We start from the raw sequence: 21,011 nt of genomic DNA, 5'->3' as shown, positions 1-21,011 counted from the left end.
AACACAAAGTAAACGTTTTTTGATTTAATAGCGTTTCTAAATTAAAGTGACTATGCTATTTCTAATGAAGAAATGGTATTATTTTTGTTTCATCAATACATTTAAAATAAGAGATCTCATTTTGAGTTTACAACGTTTTACTATAACCACACAGACTAACAGCAAATTGCTACATTATAGTGTAGCGCTTATGTTGTGTGTTTTAATGTTTAGCTCTTGTAATATTGTAAAACGTGTAAAAACAGATGAACATCTTATCACCAACAATACCATTTTAGAAGATGGCAAAAGAATTACTAGTGAACGTATTAATAATATTGTTGTACAGCGCACTAATTCTGGTATGCGAAAGTTTCTAAGCTTCCCTCTAAAACTACATATTTATAATCTTGCTAGACCCAATATAGATTCCATATTAAATGCAAATATTTTAAGTGATTCTTCTAAAGTTAAAAGAAGAACAGCATTGCTTTCAAAAAAGCAATTTGATAAACAAATAGACTCTAAACGTAACTTTAATGCTTGGTTAAAACGTACAGGTGAGGCTCCTGTAATTTATAATGAAGATAAAACTATTAAAACAGCAAGTAATCTAAGAAAATACTATCATAGTAATGGATGGTTTAATAACAATATAACTTACGAAGTCGCTAAGGATAGTAATCAACTAGCACAGGTTACCTATAAAGTTACAAAACACAAACCCTATGTTTTAGACTCTATACATCCTAGCATCAGTAGTCCGGCAATTGATTCTTTATACAATACATTTAGCAAAGCGTCATTATTAATAAAAGGGGAACAGTACAATGAACTCAATTATGAAAATGAGCGCGAACGTATAAATACATTTTTAAGAAATTCTGGTTTTTATCATTTTGGACAAGATTACATCCGCTTTAAAATAGATACTATAGACACCAATCACAAAGTACATACCGATATAATTATAGCAAACAGAACCATAAGAGGCGATGATTCTACGACAACAACACCGTTTAAAGTATATAAAATAAAGGAGGTTAATATTTTTACGGACGATAATTACAATAACCGAGAAAAAGCCATTTCTGATACAACTACCTATAACAATTTTAATCTTTACAGTAAGGAAAAATTAAGATTTAAGCCTAAAGCACTAACGGATGCTGTATTTATTAATAAAGGAGATACTTATAGTTATTTAGCACAAAGTAGAACATCTCGCCATCTTAACGATTTGCAAATGTTTAGATACCCAAACATTGATTTTGTTGAAAACGAAGAAGACACAACACTTACAGCAAACATCTATTTAGAACCCAAAAAGAAATATGGTTTAAGTTTTGATTCTGACATTAACCAAAGTAATATTCAAACGATAGGGTTTTCATTTAGTTCTGGTTTAAAAATTAGAAATATTTTTAGAGGTGCAGAAACCTTAGAAATATCTGGTGTTGCTGCCATTGGAGCATCTAAAACTAGAAATGATCCTGAAGCTGCCTTTTTTGATATTAATGAATTTGGAGGTAATATTCGTTTAACTATACCAAGACTCCTTAGTCCTTTTAATACAGATAAAATTATTCCAAAATACATGTCGCCAAGTACGGCTATGAATATATCTATGACCAGTCAGCAAAACATAGGTTTAGACAAACAAGCACTATCTGGTAACTATAGTTATAACTGGTATCCTTCTACAACCGTTACAAACACATTAGAATTGTTTAATGTAAATTTTGTAAAAAATCTAAATACTAGTAATTACTTCGGTGTATATACAAACTCCTTTAGTAGTTTAAATACTATTGCCCAAGACAACAATTATATAGGTAGTGATGAAAGCTTATATAATTCTAGCTTAGCCAGTCCATATTCTCCTGCGGATGTATTTATTGATGATGTTTTATCTGGTAATGTATCCTTATCAAGTGATGATTATGATACTGTAAATACTATTGACGAACGTAAAGAACGACTAACAGAAAATAATCTTATTTTTTCTACAAGTTTCGATTACAAAAAGGACAAACGTAAAAGTATCTTTGACAATAATTTTTCAGTTTTTAAATGGAGAATTGAATTAGCTGGTAATTTACTTTCTACAATCTCTAACCTCAGTGGAGCTACTAAAAATGATGTCGATAACTATGAAGTTTTTGGCGTTGCTTTCTCTCAATATATCAAAACCGAATTTGATTATGTCAAATACGTAGATTTGGGTAGAAAGAATGTATTTGCTTTTCGCAGTTACGCAGGTATCGCTATTCCGTACGGTAATTCTAACAGTATTCCTTTTGCAGAAAGTTTCTTTGCAGGAGGACCAAATGACAATAGAGCTTGGTCTGCTTATAATCTAGGACCAGGAAGTTCTAAATCTACTAACGAATTTAATGAAGCTAACTTTAAGCTTCATTTAAGTGCAGAACAACGTTTTAGTTTGTTTGGAGCATTTCAAGGAGCATTATTTATAGATGCTGGTAATATTTGGAATGTATTAGATAATGTCGAAGAAGAAGCCGCTACACTCACTAATTTTAGCTCATTAAAAGATATTGCAGTAGGTTCTGGTTTTGGTCTGCGTTATGATTTTGATTTTTTTGTACTACGATTTGATGTCGGACTTAAAACTTACGATCCATCTCAAAGTGACAACAAGCGTTGGTTTAGAGATTACAACTTTAGAAATGCAGTATATAACATTGGTATTAACTATCCGTTTTAAAAACATATCTTCTGTCTTAACTTTTAATGCTCTTTTAAATTTGAGTTGCACAACCATTAAAAACAAAACCATAAATTCTAAAACTGCACTTTTGTTTTCTTCAGTTACATACAATCTTCTTATTTTAAAAAACGATAACGTTTTCGGCATTTAATAATAATTTTCAGGTAATAAATACTCAAAAATTACGTATTTTTGAGTATTAAATTTTCAATCTAAAAATTATGAGTCATAATATTAAACCTGGCGTAGCAACAGGTAAAGAAGTACAGAATATTTTCAATTATGCTAAAGAAAAAGGCTTTGCCTTACCAGCAGTAAATGTCATTGGTTCTAACACAATCAACGGTGTTTTAGAAACTGCGAGAGATTTAAATGCGCCTGTGATTATTCAATTTTCAAATGGTGGTGCACAATTTAATGCAGGTAAAGGTTTAAGCAACGAAGGTCAAAAAGCAGCTATCGCTGGTGCTGTTGCAGGCGCAAAACATGTTCACCAATTAGCAGAAGCTTATGGTGTACCTGTTATTTTACATACAGATCACTGTGCTAAAAAATTATTACCATGGATTGATGGTTTATTAGACGCAAGTGAGCAACACTTTAAAGAAACAGGAAAACCTCTTTATAGTTCTCATATGATAGATTTATCTGAAGAACCAATTGAAGAAAATATAGAAATCAGTAAAAAGTACCTTGCGCGTATGAGCAAAATGGGTATGACTTTAGAGATAGAATTAGGTATTACAGGTGGAGAAGAAGATGGTGTAGATAATTCTGATGTAGATGATTCTAAATTATACACACAACCAGAGGAAGTAGCATATGCTTACGAAGAATTAAGTAAAGTAAGTGACCAATTTACAATTGCTGCAGCATTTGGTAATGTTCATGGTGTTTACAAACCCGGAAACGTAAAATTAACACCAAAAATCTTAAAAAATTCTCAAGACTATATTACTAAAAAATATGGCGTTGAGCATAACCACATCGATTTTGTATTCCATGGTGGATCTGGTTCTACTGTAGAAGAAATTAGAGAAGGTATTAGTTATGGTGTAATTAAAATGAACATCGATACAGATATGCAATATGCATTCTTAAGTGGTGTAAGAGATTATATTCAAGATAAAAAAGATTACTTACAAACTCAAATTGGTAATCCTGATGGCGATGATTTACCTAATAAAAAATACTACGATCCACGTGTTTGGTTACGTAAAGGTGAAGATGCTTTTATCGCAAGACTTAAAAAAGCCTTTGAAGATTTAAATAATGTAGATACTTTATAAGTATATACACATCACTATTAAAGACCCATTAAAACTCAAAATCAGAGTTTTAGTGGGTTTTGTTGGCTTATAAATATTCTAATTTTGAGATACTTTTCACAAATTTTGAGTTATATTTAATAAAATAGTAAGTTTGTACCCCTTGCAATTGCAAACTATAACTAACTAAAATAACAGATTTAAGATTAGTAAATCTAAAATTATAAACCTATCCTAAGCATAGTCTAAGGATCCAAAATCGTAACCTAAATATGGCTTGGTTTAAAAGAAAAGAAAAAGGTATTCATACCTCTACAGAAGAAAAGAAAGACACTCCTAAAGGACTTTGGTATAAATCTCCAACAGGAAAAATAATAGATACTAAAGAACTTGAGCAAAATTTTTATGTAAGTCCAGAAGATGGTTACCACGTAAGAATTGGTAGTAATGAGTATTTTCAAATTCTGTTTGATGATAACAAGTTTAAAGAATTAGATGCTAATTTAACTTCTAAAGATCCACTTAAGTTTGAAGACACCAAAAAATATCCAGATCGCCTAAAAGCTGCACAAGCAAAAACAAAACTTAAAGATGCCGTACGTACTGCTGTTGGCAAATCTAATGGTGAAGATTTGGTAATTGCATGTATGGACTTTAGTTTTATTGGTGGCTCAATGGGAAGTGTTGTTGGTGAAAAAATTGCCAGAGCAGCAGATTATGCTATGAAAAAGAAAACACCATTAATGATTATTAGTAAATCTGGTGGAGCACGTATGATGGAAGCTGCACTATCTTTAATGCAGTTGGCTAAAACTTCGGTAAAATTAGCTCAATTAGCAGATGCAGGCATACCATACATTTCATTATGTACAGATCCAACAACAGGAGGAACAACCGCTTCCTTTGCTATGTTAGGAGATATAAACATTGCTGAACCTGGAGCTTTAATCGGTTTTGCAGGACCAAGAATTGTAAGAGACACAACAGGTAAGGAATTACCAGAAGGGTTTCAAACTTCAGAATTCTTATTAGAACATGGCTTCTTAGATTTTATAACCCATCGTAAAGATCTAAAAGCAAAAGTGAATTTGTATATTGATTTAATAAAAAATCAGCCTATACGAGCTTAATAAAAAATATCTAAAGAGGTGATAATCACCTCTTTTTTTGTGTTTTAATTTAAAATTAATATATTTCGGCCTTAACCTAATTTATTTTTTGTGCTATTTATCACTATAAATAAATTAAAACAACCCAAAATGATGAAAATTAAAACAAAACTTAGTGTCTTATTACTTGTAATGATTACCGCATTTTCTTGCGAGGATCTTGACGAATTAACCGAATTTGACATTACCGAAGATTTTACAACGACATACAACATTTCAGTTCCTGAAGATTCTGAAGGTATGCCTCAAAGTTTTTCTGAATCTGCAACTATAGATATTGCGGAAAACGAAGAAATTCAAGATAACTTAGATTTATTACAAGATGTTACACTTAACTCTCTAAGTTATGAAATAGCTAATTTCTCTGGCGCACAAGATGCAACATTAACCGAAGCAACATTAAACTTTGGAAGTGTTTCCATTTCAATATCAAATATTAATCTTCAACAATCTGATATTGATAATACAATATATGAAATAGCCGATACAAGTTTATTAAATGCTATTGCTGATGCATTGGAGAACAATATTGCAATTAATGCTTCTGTAACAGGAACCGTAAGTGCTACTCCTGTAGTATTTGATATTATAATAAATTTAGATGTTACAGCAACAGTAGATGTTCTATAACAGATATATAAGTCTAAAATAAAAAAAAAGCTATCTAAATAACTAGATGGCTTTTTTTTATTCTATGCACCATTCTTTATAGCAGTTTATAGTTTAATCATTAAAGTATTGAATTATACTTTTTTAAAGTAAACCGAAAACTCTGTACCCACATTAACAATACTAGTTACAGTAACTTTTCCTCCTAAAGATTCAATATGATTTTTAGTAATAAAAAGACCAATACCTATAGCTCCTTCATTTTGATGAAAAGTTTTATACAATTGAAAAATAGTATCACCAAACTTTTCTAAATCTATACCAAGTCCATTATCTTTAATTTTAAGCACAACAAATTCATTTGTTATTTCAGACGATAATTCTATAATAGGCCTTCTTTCATCTGACTTATACTTAATGGCATTGGTTAAAAAATTAAGTATAATACTATCGAGATAAGCAGGTATACCCTTTACAGTAAGATTCTCATCAATTTCGTTATAAATAATAGCTTCCGCATTTTGTGCCAATGCAATAATATTATAAGTTGCTTTTTCTACATAATCATATAAATTGAGCGCTTCCATTTTAGAGTCATCAATTTTCCTAATCTTAGCCACCTCTGTTAAATGAGAAACGGTTTCTTGCAAATTCTCAACAGCCTGCTTTAATAATTGAAAACTTTCATTATGTTTTAATTTTGAAAAATCCTCCTCTAAAAAATCCGTAAGTGAAAGTAAATTCCCTGAATGTGCTCGTAAATTATGCGTCACAATATTAGCAAAGGACGTTAATCTCTCATTTTGTTCTTTCGCAACACTGAGCATGGCTTTTAATTTGTCTTCACTTTTCTTTCGATTAGTAATATCATTAAATTGCCAAATCATATGTGGTCTGCCTTCCTTAAAGTAAACAAGAGAAACTGAAATCAGCATCCACTTAATAGTACCATCTTTATGAAAATAGCGTTGCTTTACACGGTATTTATCAATTTCACCATTAATAAGTTTTTCGTATTTTTCTTCGTGCACACCAAGATCTTGGGCATAGACAATGTTATTAATGTCCATATTGAAGAGTTCCCATCTTGTATATCCAAAAATATCACAGACACTCTCATTAACCTTTAACCAATTTCCATCTAAATTTACAATAGCAATACCATTATAAGTATTGTTAAATGTGCGCTCCAATACGTCGTAGGCATTAGAGAAATTTCGCAGATGATTTGAGACTTTCATTCATTAAGTTTAAAATAGATTAATCTTTGTTGAAAGTTATTAGTTAGTAAGGGTTAACTAGGTTAAATCATTATAAATAATATTTTTGACATCAAAAAGTTACGAAAAAAAAATCAAATCACAAAAAAATAGTATATTTGCCGCTCGAAAGAGAAGCTTTCGTGTACATAACAATCATTTACAATAATATTAGAATGTATTTAGATCAAAAAGGAAAAGAGGAAATCTTTAAAAAACATGGTGGTGATGCAAAAAATACTGGTTCTGCAGAAGGACAGATTGCATTATTTACTGCAAGAATTAATCACTTAACAGAACACTTAAAACGAAATCGTAAAGATTATAACACAGAGCGTTCATTAGTAAAATTGGTAGGTAAAAGAAGAAGCTTACTAGATTACTTAACTAAGAAAGATATCTTGAGATATCGTGCAATAGTTAAAGAATTAGGATTAAGAAAATAATCTCAATATAAAAGACCACGCCTAACAGCGTGGTTTTTTGATATATAATAACTCGGTTTTGGACGAGTATAATCCCCAAAATTGAAGAAGCTAGATTCTAAATGAAGTTTAGGTCTAACGGTTTTTCATTGGTCACACAACAACTACACAACAACACAACGACCATTGTTTAACATCATTCTAACGAGCAATAATGCGTTAGAATTAGAATTAAAAAATTTATGATTCCAAAAGTTTTTAAAGAGGTCATTGACCTAGGGGATGGTAGAGAAATTTCTATCGAAACCGGAAAATTAGCAAAACAAGCGCATGGTAGCGTTGTGGTGCAATCAGGAAAATGTATGTTATTATGTACAGTTGTTTCCAACTACGAGCAAAAAGATGTTAACTTTTTGCCGTTAACAGTAGATTACAGAGAAAAATTTGCTGCTGCAGGTCGTTATCCAGGTGGTTTCTTTAAAAGAGAAGCAAGACCTAGTGATGGTGAAGTATTAACGATGCGTTTAGTGGATCGTGTTTTACGTCCATTATTTCCAAAAGATTACCATTCTGAAACTCAGGTGATGATTCAATTAATGTCTCATGACCCAGAAGTTATGCCAGATGCAATGGCAGGTTTAGCAGCTTCGGCAGCTATTCAATTATCAGATTTCCCATTTGAATGCCCAATTTCTGAAGCTAGAGTTGGTCGTGTAAATGGAGAATTCATCATTAACCCAACATTTGCTCAATTAGAAGAGTCTGACATCGATATGATGATTGGAGCTTCTGCAGATTCAGTAATGATGGTAGAAGGTGAAATGGATGAAATTTCTGAAGAAGAAATGGCAGATGCCATTAAATTTGCTCACGAAGCAATTAAAGTACAATGTGCTGCACAAGTTAGATTAGCTGAGGCCTTTGGAAAGAAAACTACTCGTGAATACGAACCAGAAAGAGAAGACAAAGATTTAGAGAAGAAAGTATATGACATGGCATATGATAAAGTATATGCTATTGCAAAAGCCGGATCTGCTAAACATGAAAGAAGTGCTGCTTTTCAACAAATAAAAGAAGATATTAAAGCTACTTTTTCTGAAGAAGAATTAGCTGATTATGGTGGTTTAGTTTCTGACTATTACCGTAAAGCTGAAAAAGCGGCTATTAGAGACTTAACCTTAGATGAAGGTTTGCGTTTAGATGGTCGTAAGACTGACGAAATCAGACCAATTTGGTGTGAGGTAGATTATTTACCGTCAACTCATGGTTCTGCAATTTTTACACGTGGAGAAACTCAAGCATTAGCTACAGTAACTTTAGGTACTTCTAGAGATGCAAACCAAATAGATATGCCATCTCAAGAAGGTGAAGAGCGTTTCTATTTACATTATAACTTCCCTCCTTTCTGTACAGGTGAAGCAAGACCAATCCGTGGAACATCTCGTAGAGAAGTAGGACATGGTAACTTGGCTCAACGTGCTTTAAAAGGAATGGTGCCAGATGATAGTCCTTACACAGTAAGAGTTGTTTCTGAAGTTTTAGAATCTAACGGTTCTTCTTCTATGGCAACTGTTTGTGCTGGTACAATGGCATTAATGGATGCTGGTGTACAAATGACAAAACCAGTTTCTGGTATTGCCATGGGATTAATTTCTGATGCAGATTCTGGAAAATATGCTGTATTATCTGATATTTTAGGTGATGAAGATCACTTAGGAGATATGGATTTTAAAGTAACTGGTACTGCAGATGGTATCACAGCTTGCCAAATGGATATTAAAGTTAAAGGATTAAGCTATGAGATTTTAGTAAACGCTTTACAACAAGCACGTGCTGGTCGTTTACATATCTTAGGGAAATTAACAGATACTATCGCTACTCCAAATAAAGAAGTTAAAGAACACGCACCAACTATGGTGACAAGACGTGTACCTAACGAATTTATTGGAGCCTTAATTGGACCTGGTGGAAAAGTGATTCAAGAAATGCAAAAAGAAACTGAGACCACTATCGTTATTAACGAAGATCCAGTGACTGAAGAAGGTATTGTTGAAATCTTAGGTGTAGGTAAAAAAGGTATTGATGCTGTTATGGCAAAAATTGATGCTATTTTATTTAAGCCAGTTGTTGGTAGTGTTTACGAAGTAAAAGTAATCAAAATGTTAGATTTTGGTGCTGTTGTTGAGTATATGGATGCACCAGGAAACGAAGTATTATTACACGTATCTGAGTTAGCTTGGGAACGTACAGAAAATGTTTCTGATGTTGTAAACATGGGAGATGTTTTTGATGTGAAGTACTTTGGACAAGACCCAAGAACACGTAAAGAAAAAGTATCTCGTAAAGCATTGTTACCAAAACCAGAAGGTTATGTAGCAAGACCACCAAGAGATGATAAACGTTCTGGTGGACGTGATAACAACAGAGGAAGAGATAATCGTGGACGTGATAACAGACGTGATGATCGTAAGCCTAGAGAAGACAAGAAAGAAGATTAATTCTGAATTCTAAACTTTATAAAAACCCTAAATAGAAATTTTCTATTTAGGGTTTCTTTTTACAATAAAATGAAGTTAAATCATCACAATAAAAACCAATTTTCTTATGTACTAAAATGAACAATTAAACAATTTTTAACTTTGCGTTCCCTGTGTTAAATAAAAATTAAAAAAAGTCTAAAGTAAAAAAGCCAACGTACATCTGTTTTAGTTAATCAATCTATAAACATAATCTATGGCTTCAGAAAAATCGACCTCTAATAGTATACTTTCAAACACTAAAAACAAAAGAAAAAAATTATCAAACAATCTTAATTTGTTTCTCAATAGTAAATCAAAAACAGAAAATCCTAACAACAAAATTGTACTTTTTAGTACGTTTTTACTTATGATTTTGGGCATTTATTTCCTTTCTGTTTTTTATGGTGATTTTGAAAAATTGAATGCAGACAGAATGAGTTCTACCATAGGACTTACCTTCATATTTTTAGCTACTACACTTATGGCTTTTAAAGTTTCTTTCTTTATTTATAAAGCCTATAATTACTTTAAATACAAATCTATTGCATCAGTATCAGATAAAGAACTACCAACGTGTACGGTTATTGTACCTGCTTACAACGAAGGAAAACAAATTTGGGATACATTAATGAGTTTAGCAAATAGTAATTATCCTAAACATAAAATTCAAATTATATCTATTGACGACGGAAGTAAAGATGACACATGGGATTGGATGCTTGATGCTAAAAACAAGTTAGGCGACCGACTAGAAATCTATCAACAATCTGAAAACCAAGGAAAACGTCATGCCCTTTATCGTGGATTTAATTTAGGCACTGGAGATATCTATGTAACAGTTGATAGTGACTCAATTGTTACAGAAGACACATTAAGAAATTTAGTAAGTCCTTTTATAAAAGATGAAAATTGTGGTGCAGTTGCCGGAAACATTCGAGTTTTAAATAACAAAAAGGAAATGTTACCTAAAATGCTAGATGTCAGTTTTGTTTTAAGTTTTGAATTTGTACGTTCTGCAGAAAGTAACTTAAAATCAGTACTATGCACACCAGGAGCTCTTGCCGCATACAGAAGTACTGCTGTCCATAAATGCTTACCACAATGGATTAACCAAACGTTTATGGGGCAACCATCAGATATTGGAGAAGATAGAGCAATGACCAATATGATTCTAAAACAAGGCAAGCATGTATTATTTCAAAAGAATGCTGTGGCGTACACTAATGTACCAGAAGAATATTTAGGTCTATATAAAATGTTTATTCGTTGGGGAAGAAGCAATGTGAGAGAGAATTTAGAAATGGCGAAATACGTATTTACCAATTTTAGAGCTAAAGGTAAATCTGGCACACGAATTTTATTTATAAGTCAATTCATAAAAATAATAATGAGCTACCCTTTATTATTTTCTATGTTATTTTTTGTTTTAGTTCATCCATTATTATTTTTAGGTTCTACCCTAGTTAGTATTTTAGTTATATCCACATTCTCTGTTCTATTTTTTGCTAGTCAATATAAAACAACGCAAGGTTTTTGGGCATATTCATATAGTATCTTATTTACATTTGGTTTATTTTGGATTACTCCATACGCAATTGTTACCGCTAACCGAAGAGGTTGGTTAACACGTGGATTACCTGAGAAGAAGTAACTGACAATAAATTTGGTTTTCTACTAAGAATTTATTATATTATTAGCTATGATACCACAAGACAAAGAAAAATATTCAGAAGAGTTGAATCAGTCTATTTCCTATCTAGAAAATTTAGGATACAGTAATATTAAAGCAGATATTAAGGGTTATGATTCACCAAAATCATATCTCAAAAAAGGAAGTAAGATTAATGTAACACCAGATATTGTTGCAGAAAAAGAAGGCAGAAAACATATATTTGATTTAAGTTTAAAATCGAAAAAACCAAGATTATTAAAATCAAAATGGTTATTTCTTAACAGTCTAAGTCAACTAAAATCGTATCGATTTAGGTTAATTACGACTCGAGGACACTATAAATTTACAAATCAAACTATTGATGATATTAATCTTGATACCGTTAAACTGCTAAAGATTTAAAAATTTTATTATTATTGTGTAACATTTCATTGCTTTTGTACGTATAATAAAAGCAACACGTTGTTGTAGTAAATTGCACAAATCTTAAAAATTAGATGAGACAACTTAAAATTACCAAGCAGGTTACCAATAGGGAAACTGCATCATTAGACAAATACCTACAAGAAATTGGTAAAGTAGATCTTATTACCGCAGACGAAGAGGTAGAATTAGCTCAACGTATTAAAGCAGGAGATCAATTGGCTTTAGAAAAATTAACTAAAGCTAACTTACGTTTCGTTGTATCTGTTGCAAAACAGTACCAAAATCAAGGACTAACATTACCAGATTTAATTAACGAAGGTAACTTAGGTTTAATTAAAGCGGCTCAACGTTTTGATGAAACACGTGGTTTTAAATTTATTTCTTATGCTGTATGGTGGATTAGACAATCTATTTTACAAGCATTAGCAGAGCAATCTCGTATTGTGCGTTTACCACTGAATAAGATTGGATCGATAAATAAAATTAATAAAACTTTTGCTTTTTTAGAACAAAGCCACGAGCGACCACCTTCTGCAGAAGAGATTGCTAAAGAATTAGACATGACGATTAACGATGTTAAAGAGTCTATGAAAAATTCTGGCCGTCACGTAAGTATGGATGCTCCTTTAGTTGAAGGAGAGGATTCAAACTTGTATGATGTATTAAGAAGTGGAGAATCACCAAATCCAGATAGAGATTTATTGCACGAGTCTTTGCGTACTGAAATTGAACGCGCTTTAGAAACGTTAACACCTCGAGAAGCAGATGTTATTCGTTTATACTTTGGTTTAGCGAGTCAGCACCCAATGACGCTTGAAGAAATTGGAGAAACATTCGACTTAACAAGAGAACGTGTAAGACAAATAAAAGAAAAAGCTATTAGACGATTAAAACATACGTCTAGAAGCAAAATTCTAAAGACATATTTAGGTTAATTAGAAATGTGAAATTACCTGCAATTATGTAAGTAATAAGTAACATAAACGACTAACCTAATTAAGGTAACAACAGTTACAAACATAACTGTTCGTTTTTTGATTGATGAAAGAACCCACGGCTGATTACCGTGGGTTCACTTTTTTATACACTTTCGGTCTATTCTAAACTACCTGAGGTAATTACTTATAACAGCCTTATAATTGGTTGCTTTTAAGTAAATCTATTATCCATTAATATCCTATCTTAAAGTACCGTTTCACATCTAAAATTATAAAAATATCCTCACATTTTAATTACCTTTGGAGAAACCTAAAAGAATTACATAAAATGGCTACAAAATTTATTGCTCCATCAATGCTAGCTGCTGATTTTGGCAATCTTCAACGCGATACAGAAATGGTTAATAACAGTGAAGCAGACTGGTTTCATATAGATGTAATGGACGGACATTTTGTGCCTAACATTTCTTATGGAATGCCCGTAATTGCTGCTATTAAAAAACATGCAACAAAGCCGTTAGATGTGCATTTAATGATTGAAAAACCTGAACGTTATATTGAAGAATTTGCTAAAGTAGGTGCAGATATAATTACTGTACACTATGAATCTACCGTTCATTTACATCGTACATTAAGGCAAATTAAAGATGTAGGTTGTAAAGCTGGTATTGTTCTTAACATTACAACACCACTAAATGTTTTAGAAGATATTTTACCTGAATGTTATATGATATTATTAATGTCTATAAATCCAGGATTTGGTGGACAAAAATTTGAAGACATCACTTATAAACGCATAAAAAACCTTCGTAAAATGATAAATGAGCAAGGTTTAGATACGCGTATCGAAGTTGACGGAGGTGTAACAGATCAAAACATTCAAAAATTAGTTGAAGCTGGTGCAGACACTTTTGTGGCAGGTAGCCATGTTTTTAAAAGTGCGAACCCAACTGCTACAATTAAGGCTTTAAAAGAATTAGCTAATTCATAAAAAATGCGCTTAAAGCGCATTTTTTTTTATAATTGTTTTAGTAAATAATTTATTAAGTCTGTTGTAGTAACAATACCAACTAAACGCCCATCATCAACTACTGGTAAAGCGTGAAATTCTTTCTTCGATAAAATTTCGGCAACCTCTTTAATAGTCGCATCCGAAGGTACAGTAACCACATTTTTAGCCATTACTTGATCTATGGTAAACATATTATATACCAACGTCTCAACTTCAGTATCAGTGTCGTCAATAGCATCTGCAAAGCTAATTCTTAACAAATCGGTATAACTTAACATACCAATAACAACGTCCTCTTTTACGACAGGAATATGTCTTATTTTATGTCTTTTAAATAATATTTCTGCCTTTTCAAGATCATCTTCTCTATTAAGAGCGATAATTTTGGTTGACATAATTGAAGAAATTGGATCGATATTTTTCATGACTATCAGTTTTATAATTCACTATTAAAAGTAATTTATAAAACCATTAAAAAGTATGACAAATATCACATAACTGAAAAACAGAATTATAATTTAAAATTATTCCTTGTTACCATAGCCATAATTATAGCCGTAATTGTAACCATAGCCATAAGACTTACTAGCACCAACGCTATTAACAACGTAAGCCATATTTTTTAACTTACCAGATTCAGATAAATCTTTTGAGAATCTTAACAGATTTTTCTCCGTGTAATTAGCACGAGCTAGATATATAGTCGCATCTGCTAACTGAGAGATTAACATGGTATCTGTAACTAAAATGGTAGGAGCCGTATCAACAACAATATAGTCATACTCATCTTTAGCTTCTTCAATGAGCTTCTTAAAACGACCATTTGTTAATAACTGCGCTGGATTTGGTGGAATGCTACCTGATAAAATAATATGATGATTTGGGTGTTTATCAAAACCACGAATTAAAGAATCTTTCCAATCATAATTAATATCATGAAGGTAATTTGATAATCCTGGCTTATGTTTTTCTTGATGAATATGTGTATGAATCTGCGGATTTCTTAAATCGGCACCAATTAACAATACTTTTTTATTAATGCTAGATAATGCCAATGACAAATTAACACTTATATACGTTTTTCCCTCACCTTTAATAGTAGAAGTACAATAAATTACCTTAGCCTTTTTATTATCTCTAACTGGTAAAATATAATCCACATTAGAACTTAATATTCTAAAGGATTCTGCTAGCGCTGTTCTTGCATTTGGATCTGAAAACAATATATCCTTAGTCTTTTTTACATCTGGTATTTCCCCTATAACTGGGATTTTAGGATTTATATTATTTATATCTTCTTTGCTATGCAACTTGGTGTCTAACATAAATATAAGATACAAAACACCAAATGGAATTAGTAAACCACCTAAAATAGCACCAGCATATACAATATTTGATTTTGGAGAAATAGGACCTGAACCGGAGATAGCAAAATCTACGACCTTTATAGATGGCTCTGTGATTGCGAGATTAATAGCTGCCTCTTCACGCTTCTGTAATAATAAAATATAAAGGCTTTCTTTAATTTTTTGTTGACGCTCAATCGCTCTTAACAATCTATCTTTCTCGGGTATCTGTGCTACTTGTCCCACAAACTTTCTATTTCTTCCCTTTAATTGATTTTGAGAAACTTGTAGTTGTTGGTTATATGAATTTAGAGATTGGGTAAGGTTCGTTCTTAAATCATCAATTTTAGATTCAATAAGCATTACAGTTGGATTATTTACACCTGCACTTCCTGTTAATTTATCTCTTTCTAAAATAACCAAATTATACTCAGCAATAAGCCCATTTATACCGCTGTTATCTATGCCGATATTAGACGGTAATAAGCCTTTTCCAGAATCTGACTTTAGAGCTTGTTGAACAAGTTGCGCTAAAGCGATTTGTGTTTCTATTTTAAACACCTCCTCATCAGATTTTGTTCTTTGCTGTAATCCTAACTCTGCATCAGCAGCCAAATCCACTAAATTATTCTGTTGTTTAAAATCCTTTCTATCTATTTCTATAGAATCTAATTCTTCAGCAAGAAAGACAAATCTTTCATCTATAAACTCTAATGTATTTTTGGATACCAATTGGCGGTCATTAATACCATCCTTATTGAAAACATCCATCAACTTATTCAAAATCAACTCTGAAAGCTCTTTACTTTCCCCTTTAATGGATAATTCTAACAAATCACTTTGCTCACCCACGGGCTCAACTTTTATTCTAGATTTTAATTTTAAAGCTGAAGATTTCAATGGTCCGTACTTTATAATAAATTTTTTACCTAAAATTTTATTTAAGGATGCACTATTTTCAAGTTTTAAATTAAAAGGTAAATTATATTTACTGTTTTCGAGCCCATTGTTCGAAAGTTTAAAAGTTTTATCAGTATTCAGATTGGTAATTTCGAAATTTTTCTCTTTAACGATAACACTATAGGACAAGCCTGTAGATATACTATCTGGATGAATAATTTGCTCATAGTTAAATGGTAATTGAGCTATTTGCGCTGTTTGAATGGTGCCTTCCTCGTAGAAGCTTGTATTTAAATTTAACTCTTTAGAGACTTTTTCAAGAATTAGATATGAGGTTAATATTTGAATTTCATTCTCTAAATTAATATTTACTCTTTTAAAAACGAAAGCTGAAGTAGGAAGTTCTAATCCTTCTGACTCATCTAAAATTTTCATTTTAGCAGAGGTCTGATAGATTCTTGGTGCAAATCTTAAATAGACGTAAGCACTAATTAATGCTATAAACAATGCTAATACAAACCAAGGCCAATACCTCAAGAATTTGCTAACTTCTTGTTTTAAATCTATACTATTATCGTCATCAAACGATTTAAAATTATTAAAAGAATCATCCATATTTATCGTGACAATAAAATTGTTAAAGTAAGTGCAAAAGAAACAACGCTTAATACCGTTCCAACATTACCAATATAACCCGATTGCTTAACTCTAGGGTCATTTTGATTTACAATTATATTATCATTTGGCTTAATGTAGTAATATTCACTATTCATAAATTCTGTTGATGTTAAATCAATATGAGAAATTTGACGAACACCATTAACATCTCTAGTTATAATAATATCATCACGTTTTCCATTTATGGTTAAATCACCAGCGTAACCTAAAGCTTGTAAAACAGTAATATTTTGCTCGGTAAACGTATAGGTACCAGGTGCATTCACCTCTCCCAAAATAGTTATTTTTGCGTTTAAAAGACGCACTACTATGTTGGGATTGTTTAAGTGACCACCCTCAACTAATAATTCTTTTATTTTATCTTCAATCTGTCTGGTAGTTAAGTTAGAGACCGATATTTGTCCTAAAACGGGGAAATTAATTTCACCTTCATTAGATACTAAATAACCCGTTAACTGCATCAATTCTGGTGAATTAGCTGACGCACCACCACTTACACCTCTATTATAAGGCAATGCTGCAAGGGGTTCAAGAGTTTCTATTGTAATTTTTAAAATATCATTAGGTTGAATTGTAGCATTTTGATATTCAATTTTTGAACTATAGTTTGCATCTGCATCTTGTAGGTATAAAATGTCTTTTCTGGAAGCGCACGATGTGATTACCAATAATAGCACAATGACTAAAACCCTAATTTTCATATTTTTATTTATTATTAACCGACGGCAAATATAAAATATTTATAGTTATCACAAAACAATACTCATACCGACAAAAAGTTGTATTGTTAGTTTATAAAAAAACTATCCCTTACTCTTCTTTAATTTTCTTTTAACGATAAATGGAGCATAAAATAAAGCGGCACCATAAATGAGTAATAACCCTATTTGAGTATTTAAATTTAAGTGTAGCATATTAAACGCTATCACTATAATCAATAAGTTTATGGAAACAACAGTTAAAGTGGTTTGTAAATGTGAAAACCCATAGAGAATAAAACGATGATGTACGTGATTTCTATCCGCTTCAAACGGGCTTTTCTTTAAGATAAAAATTCTTATAAAGAAAATTCTGCAGGTATCCATCAATGGGTAAAAAAGCATTGCTAAAACCAAAGCTGGTGATGCTTTATGGTATAAAGATTCGGGGTTAATTTGAGACTGAGATATAAAACTGATAGAGAAAAAAGCCAAGAGAAAGCCTACAATCATCGATCCCGTATCTCCCATAAATATTTTTTTTCTGTTTGAAAAGTTATATCTTAAAAATGCTGATAAAGCACCTATTAAAGCTACAGCAATAGTAGCCAAACTCAGTGCTCCAGAATTATAGAAAAGCACACTAAACACTACACTTATTAATAAAGCCACACTACCAGCCAAACCATCTACACCATCAATTAAATTGTAAGCATTTATTATTAAAATATACACGAATAATGTAAAACCAATAGATACCCAATATGGCAGAACATCTACGTCGAGAATTTTAGAAAAGCCCATAATCCTTGTATCTGTAAAAACTATTAAAAGCAGCGCTGCAAATAATTGTCCTATAAATTTCTTTCGTGCAGAAAGCACTGTTAAATCGTCTTTTAACCCTAAAAAGAATAGTATTGTTAATCCACCCATTACCAGCATCAATACTTTAGTGTTTAGCATGGCACCAACAATGGTCATTACCACTACTAAACTAAAAAAAATACCAATACCACCTAAGGTTGGTGTTCTGTCTGAATGCATACTTCTACCGTCCGGCTCATCCATCAAATGTTTTTCTTTAGCCACATATAAAATCGTTGGAAACGTTTGATAAGCAATAATAAAGGCTAAAACAAAGGCAGAGGTTAACCAAACAAAGGGTCTATTTTCTGGATTAAAGTTATCTAGTAGTATTTTAATCATAAGCATATTAACATCTTAAACTAAGACAGCTATTTGGCCGCAAGGTACAAATTAATGCGCTACTTGCTTTTACTTTAAACATATTTAGACGAATAAAATTCTATTTAACAAAAAAATAACTATTCACTAATGTTAATCTTCAAGTTTTCTACAATTCTAGCTGCTGTTTTTCCATCCCAAAGTGGAATATCATTCCCCTTTTTCCAATTACCAGCGAATAAGGTATCTAAATAAGGTTTTAGATTTTTAGGATTAGTTCCTACTAATTCATTTGTTCCTAATGTAATGGTTTCTGGACGTTCGGTATTATCTCGTAATGTTAAACAAGGTACACGCATTATTGAAGCTTCTTCAGTGATTCCTCCAGAATCTGTAATTACTGCTTTTGCCTTTTCTACTAAATAATTAAATTCTAAATAGCTTAAAGGTTCAACGGTATGTAGTCTTGAATGACTAATATTAAGTCGTTCTAAAATTTTTGCCGTTCTTGGGTGTACAGGAAAAATCAAAGGTAAATCTTGCGTGTTTTCTATAATTTCATCAATCATGTCTTTTAACTGCGACTCTTCGTCTACATTGGCTGGTCTATGCAGTGTCATCACAATATAATTCCCTTTTTCTAATCCTAACTCGTCCCAAACCTTAGGTGCAGTAAAATTAGGACGTTGCTTTAACAAAGTATCAATCATTGTATTTCCTACAAAAAATATCTGGTCGTCTTTCACTCCACTTGCTCTCAAAGTGGTGTTTGCCGTTTCAGAAGTTGTAAAAAAGTAATTCGTTATACTATCAGTTACCAATCGGTTAATTTCTTCTGGCATTGACCAATCATCTGAACGAATACCACCTTCAACATGAGCTACTTTAGTATGTAATTTCTGCGCGACCAATGCACATGCCATTGTAGATGTTACATCACCTACCACTAATACTAGGTCTGCAGGATTTGCCATTAATTCCTTTTCAAAATTAATCATAATTGCTGCCGTCTGCTCAGCTTGAGTACCTCCACTACATTCTAGATTCACGTGTGGCTCAGGAATCTCCAATTGCTCAAAAAAGCTACCAGACATATTTTTATCATAATGCTGGCCTGTATGTACCAAGCGGTAATCGATTTCAAAATTTTCTTGTTTTGCTTTTTGAATGGCATGAATGATTGGCGCAATCTTCATAAAGTTAGGACGCGCACCAGCGATTATTGTGACTTTGTACATTTTTACTATTTACAATTTGTGTTAATACTCTCTCTTATTCTAATTATCATTTTCAAACCAGATCCGAAGCACACCTGAAGCATACCCGCATCATACCCGAAGGAGAGCCGAAGGAGAGCCGAAGGAGAGCCGAAGGAGCTCATAATGTCAGTTGCGTTATTTATTTTAGACAAAAACGCCTTAAAAACACGCTTAAAATCCCAAAAAAAGTTTATTAAAACACTAATTGGACACGTCTTATGAACTTATCGGGATCGTCTTAATACCGATTTAAATGCAAATTAACAAAAAATCGAACTAAGTGTATCTGTCTTTTAATTCTTGATGGCTGACTTAACAATCTATAGGTCCATTCCATATTGTTTTTCACCCACCATTCTGGTGCGCGTTTTACATTGCCTGTAAATACATCAAAACTCCCTCCTAAACCTTGATAAACGGCTTCGTGTTCTTTTTGAATGCGCTCCATTAATAATTCTTGTTTTGGCGAACCCATGGCCACAAAAACCACATCTGGATTGTGTTTTTTAATATCTTCAATCAAAGCTAATTCTTCAGCTTCTGTTTTTATATACCCATTTCTATAGTTACAAATATTAATACCATTAAAATCTGACTTCAATTTTGACACTGTAGTCTCAATGATTTCTTGTTTTCCACCAACTAAATAAAACGATTTTGTTGTATAGTAATTCGCTACTACATCTAACCAAAGTTCGCAACCCGGAATTTTAACCACCTTACCAGCACCTTTTTTCTGTAAAGCCCAAACCGCACCAATACCATCTGGATAGCCCATATTTCTATTGATCAGCGCTCTACTTTCATCTGTAGCATGCAGAATTTTCTCTGCATTAACTGCCACCATAATTTTATGGTTATCAAAAGCGTACTGCATTAATTCTTTTCGAGATGTTGGAGCAAAAGTCATTACTCCGTTTAAGGACTTAGCCTCCATA

At 32.1% G+C, this 21,011-nt stretch carries 17 protein-coding genes; 10 read left to right on the top strand and 7 right to left on the bottom strand.

Features of this window, described 5'->3' with window-relative positions:
* The first annotated feature begins 52 nt into the window (after nucleotides 1–52).
* From tamL to DFQ10_RS04280, 4 genes are all read left to right on the top strand, one after another.
* Nucleotides 53–2,707: a translocation and assembly module lipoprotein TamL gene (tamL, locus tag DFQ10_RS04295; protein WP_245940613.1), complete on the top strand. Its 2,655-nt coding sequence runs from the start codon at nucleotides 53–55 to the stop codon at nucleotides 2,705–2,707.
* 224 nt (nucleotides 2,708–2,931) lie between these two features.
* Entirely contained in the window at nucleotides 2,932–3,999 is a 1,068-nt protein-coding gene (gene fbaA / locus DFQ10_RS04290) for a class II fructose-bisphosphate aldolase (RefSeq protein ID WP_115816129.1), read from the top strand.
* Nucleotides 4,000–4,250: 251 nt separating this feature from the next.
* Nucleotides 4,251–5,108 (top strand): acetyl-CoA carboxylase, carboxyltransferase subunit beta, encoded by an 858-nt coding sequence (gene accD, locus DFQ10_RS04285; RefSeq protein WP_115816128.1) that lies wholly within the window; start codon nucleotides 4,251–4,253, stop codon nucleotides 5,106–5,108.
* A 129-nt stretch (nucleotides 5,109–5,237) separates the two neighbouring features.
* Nucleotides 5,238–5,777 carry a hypothetical protein gene (locus DFQ10_RS04280; protein WP_147299172.1) on the top strand — a complete coding sequence of 180 codons (540 nt, stop codon included), beginning with the start codon at nucleotides 5,238–5,240 and terminating at the stop codon, nucleotides 5,775–5,777.
* 113 nt (nucleotides 5,778–5,890) lie between these two features.
* On the opposite strand, the gene DFQ10_RS04275 is transcribed toward DFQ10_RS04280, so the two are convergent.
* Nucleotides 5,891–6,997, bottom strand: a complete 1,107-nt coding sequence (locus DFQ10_RS04275; protein WP_115816126.1) for a sensor histidine kinase — start codon at nucleotides 6,995–6,997, stop codon at nucleotides 5,891–5,893.
* A 194-nt stretch (nucleotides 6,998–7,191) separates the two neighbouring features.
* On the opposite strand from DFQ10_RS04275, the gene rpsO reads away from it, so the two are divergent.
* From rpsO to rpe, 6 genes are all read left to right on the top strand, one after another.
* Nucleotides 7,192–7,461 (top strand): 30S ribosomal protein S15, encoded by a 270-nt coding sequence (gene rpsO, locus DFQ10_RS04270; RefSeq protein WP_115816125.1) that lies wholly within the window; start codon nucleotides 7,192–7,194, stop codon nucleotides 7,459–7,461.
* A 221-nt stretch (nucleotides 7,462–7,682) separates the two neighbouring features.
* Nucleotides 7,683–9,938, top strand: coding sequence for a polyribonucleotide nucleotidyltransferase (locus DFQ10_RS04265; RefSeq protein WP_115816124.1), 2,256 nt, complete (start codon nucleotides 7,683–7,685; stop codon nucleotides 9,936–9,938).
* Nucleotides 9,939–10,173: 235 nt separating this feature from the next.
* Nucleotides 10,174–11,610, top strand: a complete 1,437-nt coding sequence (locus DFQ10_RS04260) for a glycosyltransferase (RefSeq protein WP_115816123.1) — start codon at nucleotides 10,174–10,176, stop codon at nucleotides 11,608–11,610.
* Nucleotides 11,611–11,658: 48 nt separating this feature from the next.
* The gene (locus DFQ10_RS04255) at nucleotides 11,659–12,033 is read left to right on the top strand and encodes a hypothetical protein (protein WP_115816122.1); all 375 of its coding nucleotides are present in this window, start codon (nucleotides 11,659–11,661) and stop codon (nucleotides 12,031–12,033) included.
* 95 nt (nucleotides 12,034–12,128) lie between these two features.
* Nucleotides 12,129–12,992, top strand: coding sequence for a sigma-70 family RNA polymerase sigma factor (locus DFQ10_RS04250; RefSeq protein WP_092466645.1), 864 nt, complete (start codon nucleotides 12,129–12,131; stop codon nucleotides 12,990–12,992).
* 331 nt (nucleotides 12,993–13,323) lie between these two features.
* The gene (rpe, locus tag DFQ10_RS04245) at nucleotides 13,324–13,986 is read left to right on the top strand and encodes a ribulose-phosphate 3-epimerase (RefSeq protein WP_115816121.1); all 663 of its coding nucleotides are present in this window, start codon (nucleotides 13,324–13,326) and stop codon (nucleotides 13,984–13,986) included.
* Nucleotides 13,987–14,012: 26 nt separating this feature from the next.
* On the opposite strand, the gene DFQ10_RS04240 is transcribed toward rpe, so the two are convergent.
* From DFQ10_RS04240 to DFQ10_RS04215, 6 genes are all read right to left on the bottom strand, one after another.
* Nucleotides 14,013–14,432, bottom strand: coding sequence for a CBS domain-containing protein (locus DFQ10_RS04240; RefSeq protein WP_115816120.1), 420 nt, complete (start codon nucleotides 14,430–14,432; stop codon nucleotides 14,013–14,015).
* Between the two features lie 99 nt (nucleotides 14,433–14,531).
* Nucleotides 14,532–16,868: a GumC family protein gene (locus DFQ10_RS04235; protein WP_115816119.1), complete on the bottom strand. Its 2,337-nt coding sequence runs from the start codon at nucleotides 16,866–16,868 to the stop codon at nucleotides 14,532–14,534.
* Between the two features lie 2 nt (nucleotides 16,869–16,870).
* The gene (locus DFQ10_RS04230; RefSeq protein ID WP_115816118.1) at nucleotides 16,871–17,632 is read right to left on the bottom strand and encodes a polysaccharide biosynthesis/export family protein; all 762 of its coding nucleotides are present in this window, start codon (nucleotides 17,630–17,632) and stop codon (nucleotides 16,871–16,873) included.
* Nucleotides 17,633–17,734: 102 nt separating this feature from the next.
* Nucleotides 17,735–18,835 carry an MraY family glycosyltransferase gene (locus DFQ10_RS04225; RefSeq protein ID WP_181897571.1) on the bottom strand — a complete coding sequence of 367 codons (1,101 nt, stop codon included), beginning with the start codon at nucleotides 18,833–18,835 and terminating at the stop codon, nucleotides 17,735–17,737.
* 119 nt (nucleotides 18,836–18,954) lie between these two features.
* Complete coding sequence (gene wecB / locus DFQ10_RS04220) at nucleotides 18,955–20,052, bottom strand: non-hydrolyzing UDP-N-acetylglucosamine 2-epimerase (protein WP_115816116.1); 1,098 nt, start codon at nucleotides 20,050–20,052, stop codon at nucleotides 18,955–18,957.
* A gap of 259 nt (nucleotides 20,053–20,311) precedes the next feature.
* Complete coding sequence (locus DFQ10_RS04215) at nucleotides 20,312–21,010, bottom strand: WecB/TagA/CpsF family glycosyltransferase (protein ID WP_115816115.1); 699 nt, start codon at nucleotides 21,008–21,010, stop codon at nucleotides 20,312–20,314.
* Nucleotide 21,011 lies beyond the last annotated feature (1 nt).

The organism is Winogradskyella eximia (assembly GCF_003386165.1).
GTDB classification, from domain to species: Bacteria; Bacteroidota; Bacteroidia; order Flavobacteriales; family Flavobacteriaceae; genus Winogradskyella; species Winogradskyella eximia.
Note: the sequence above shows the minus strand (reverse complement) of the source record. Positions and strands in the feature narration are given on the sequence as shown.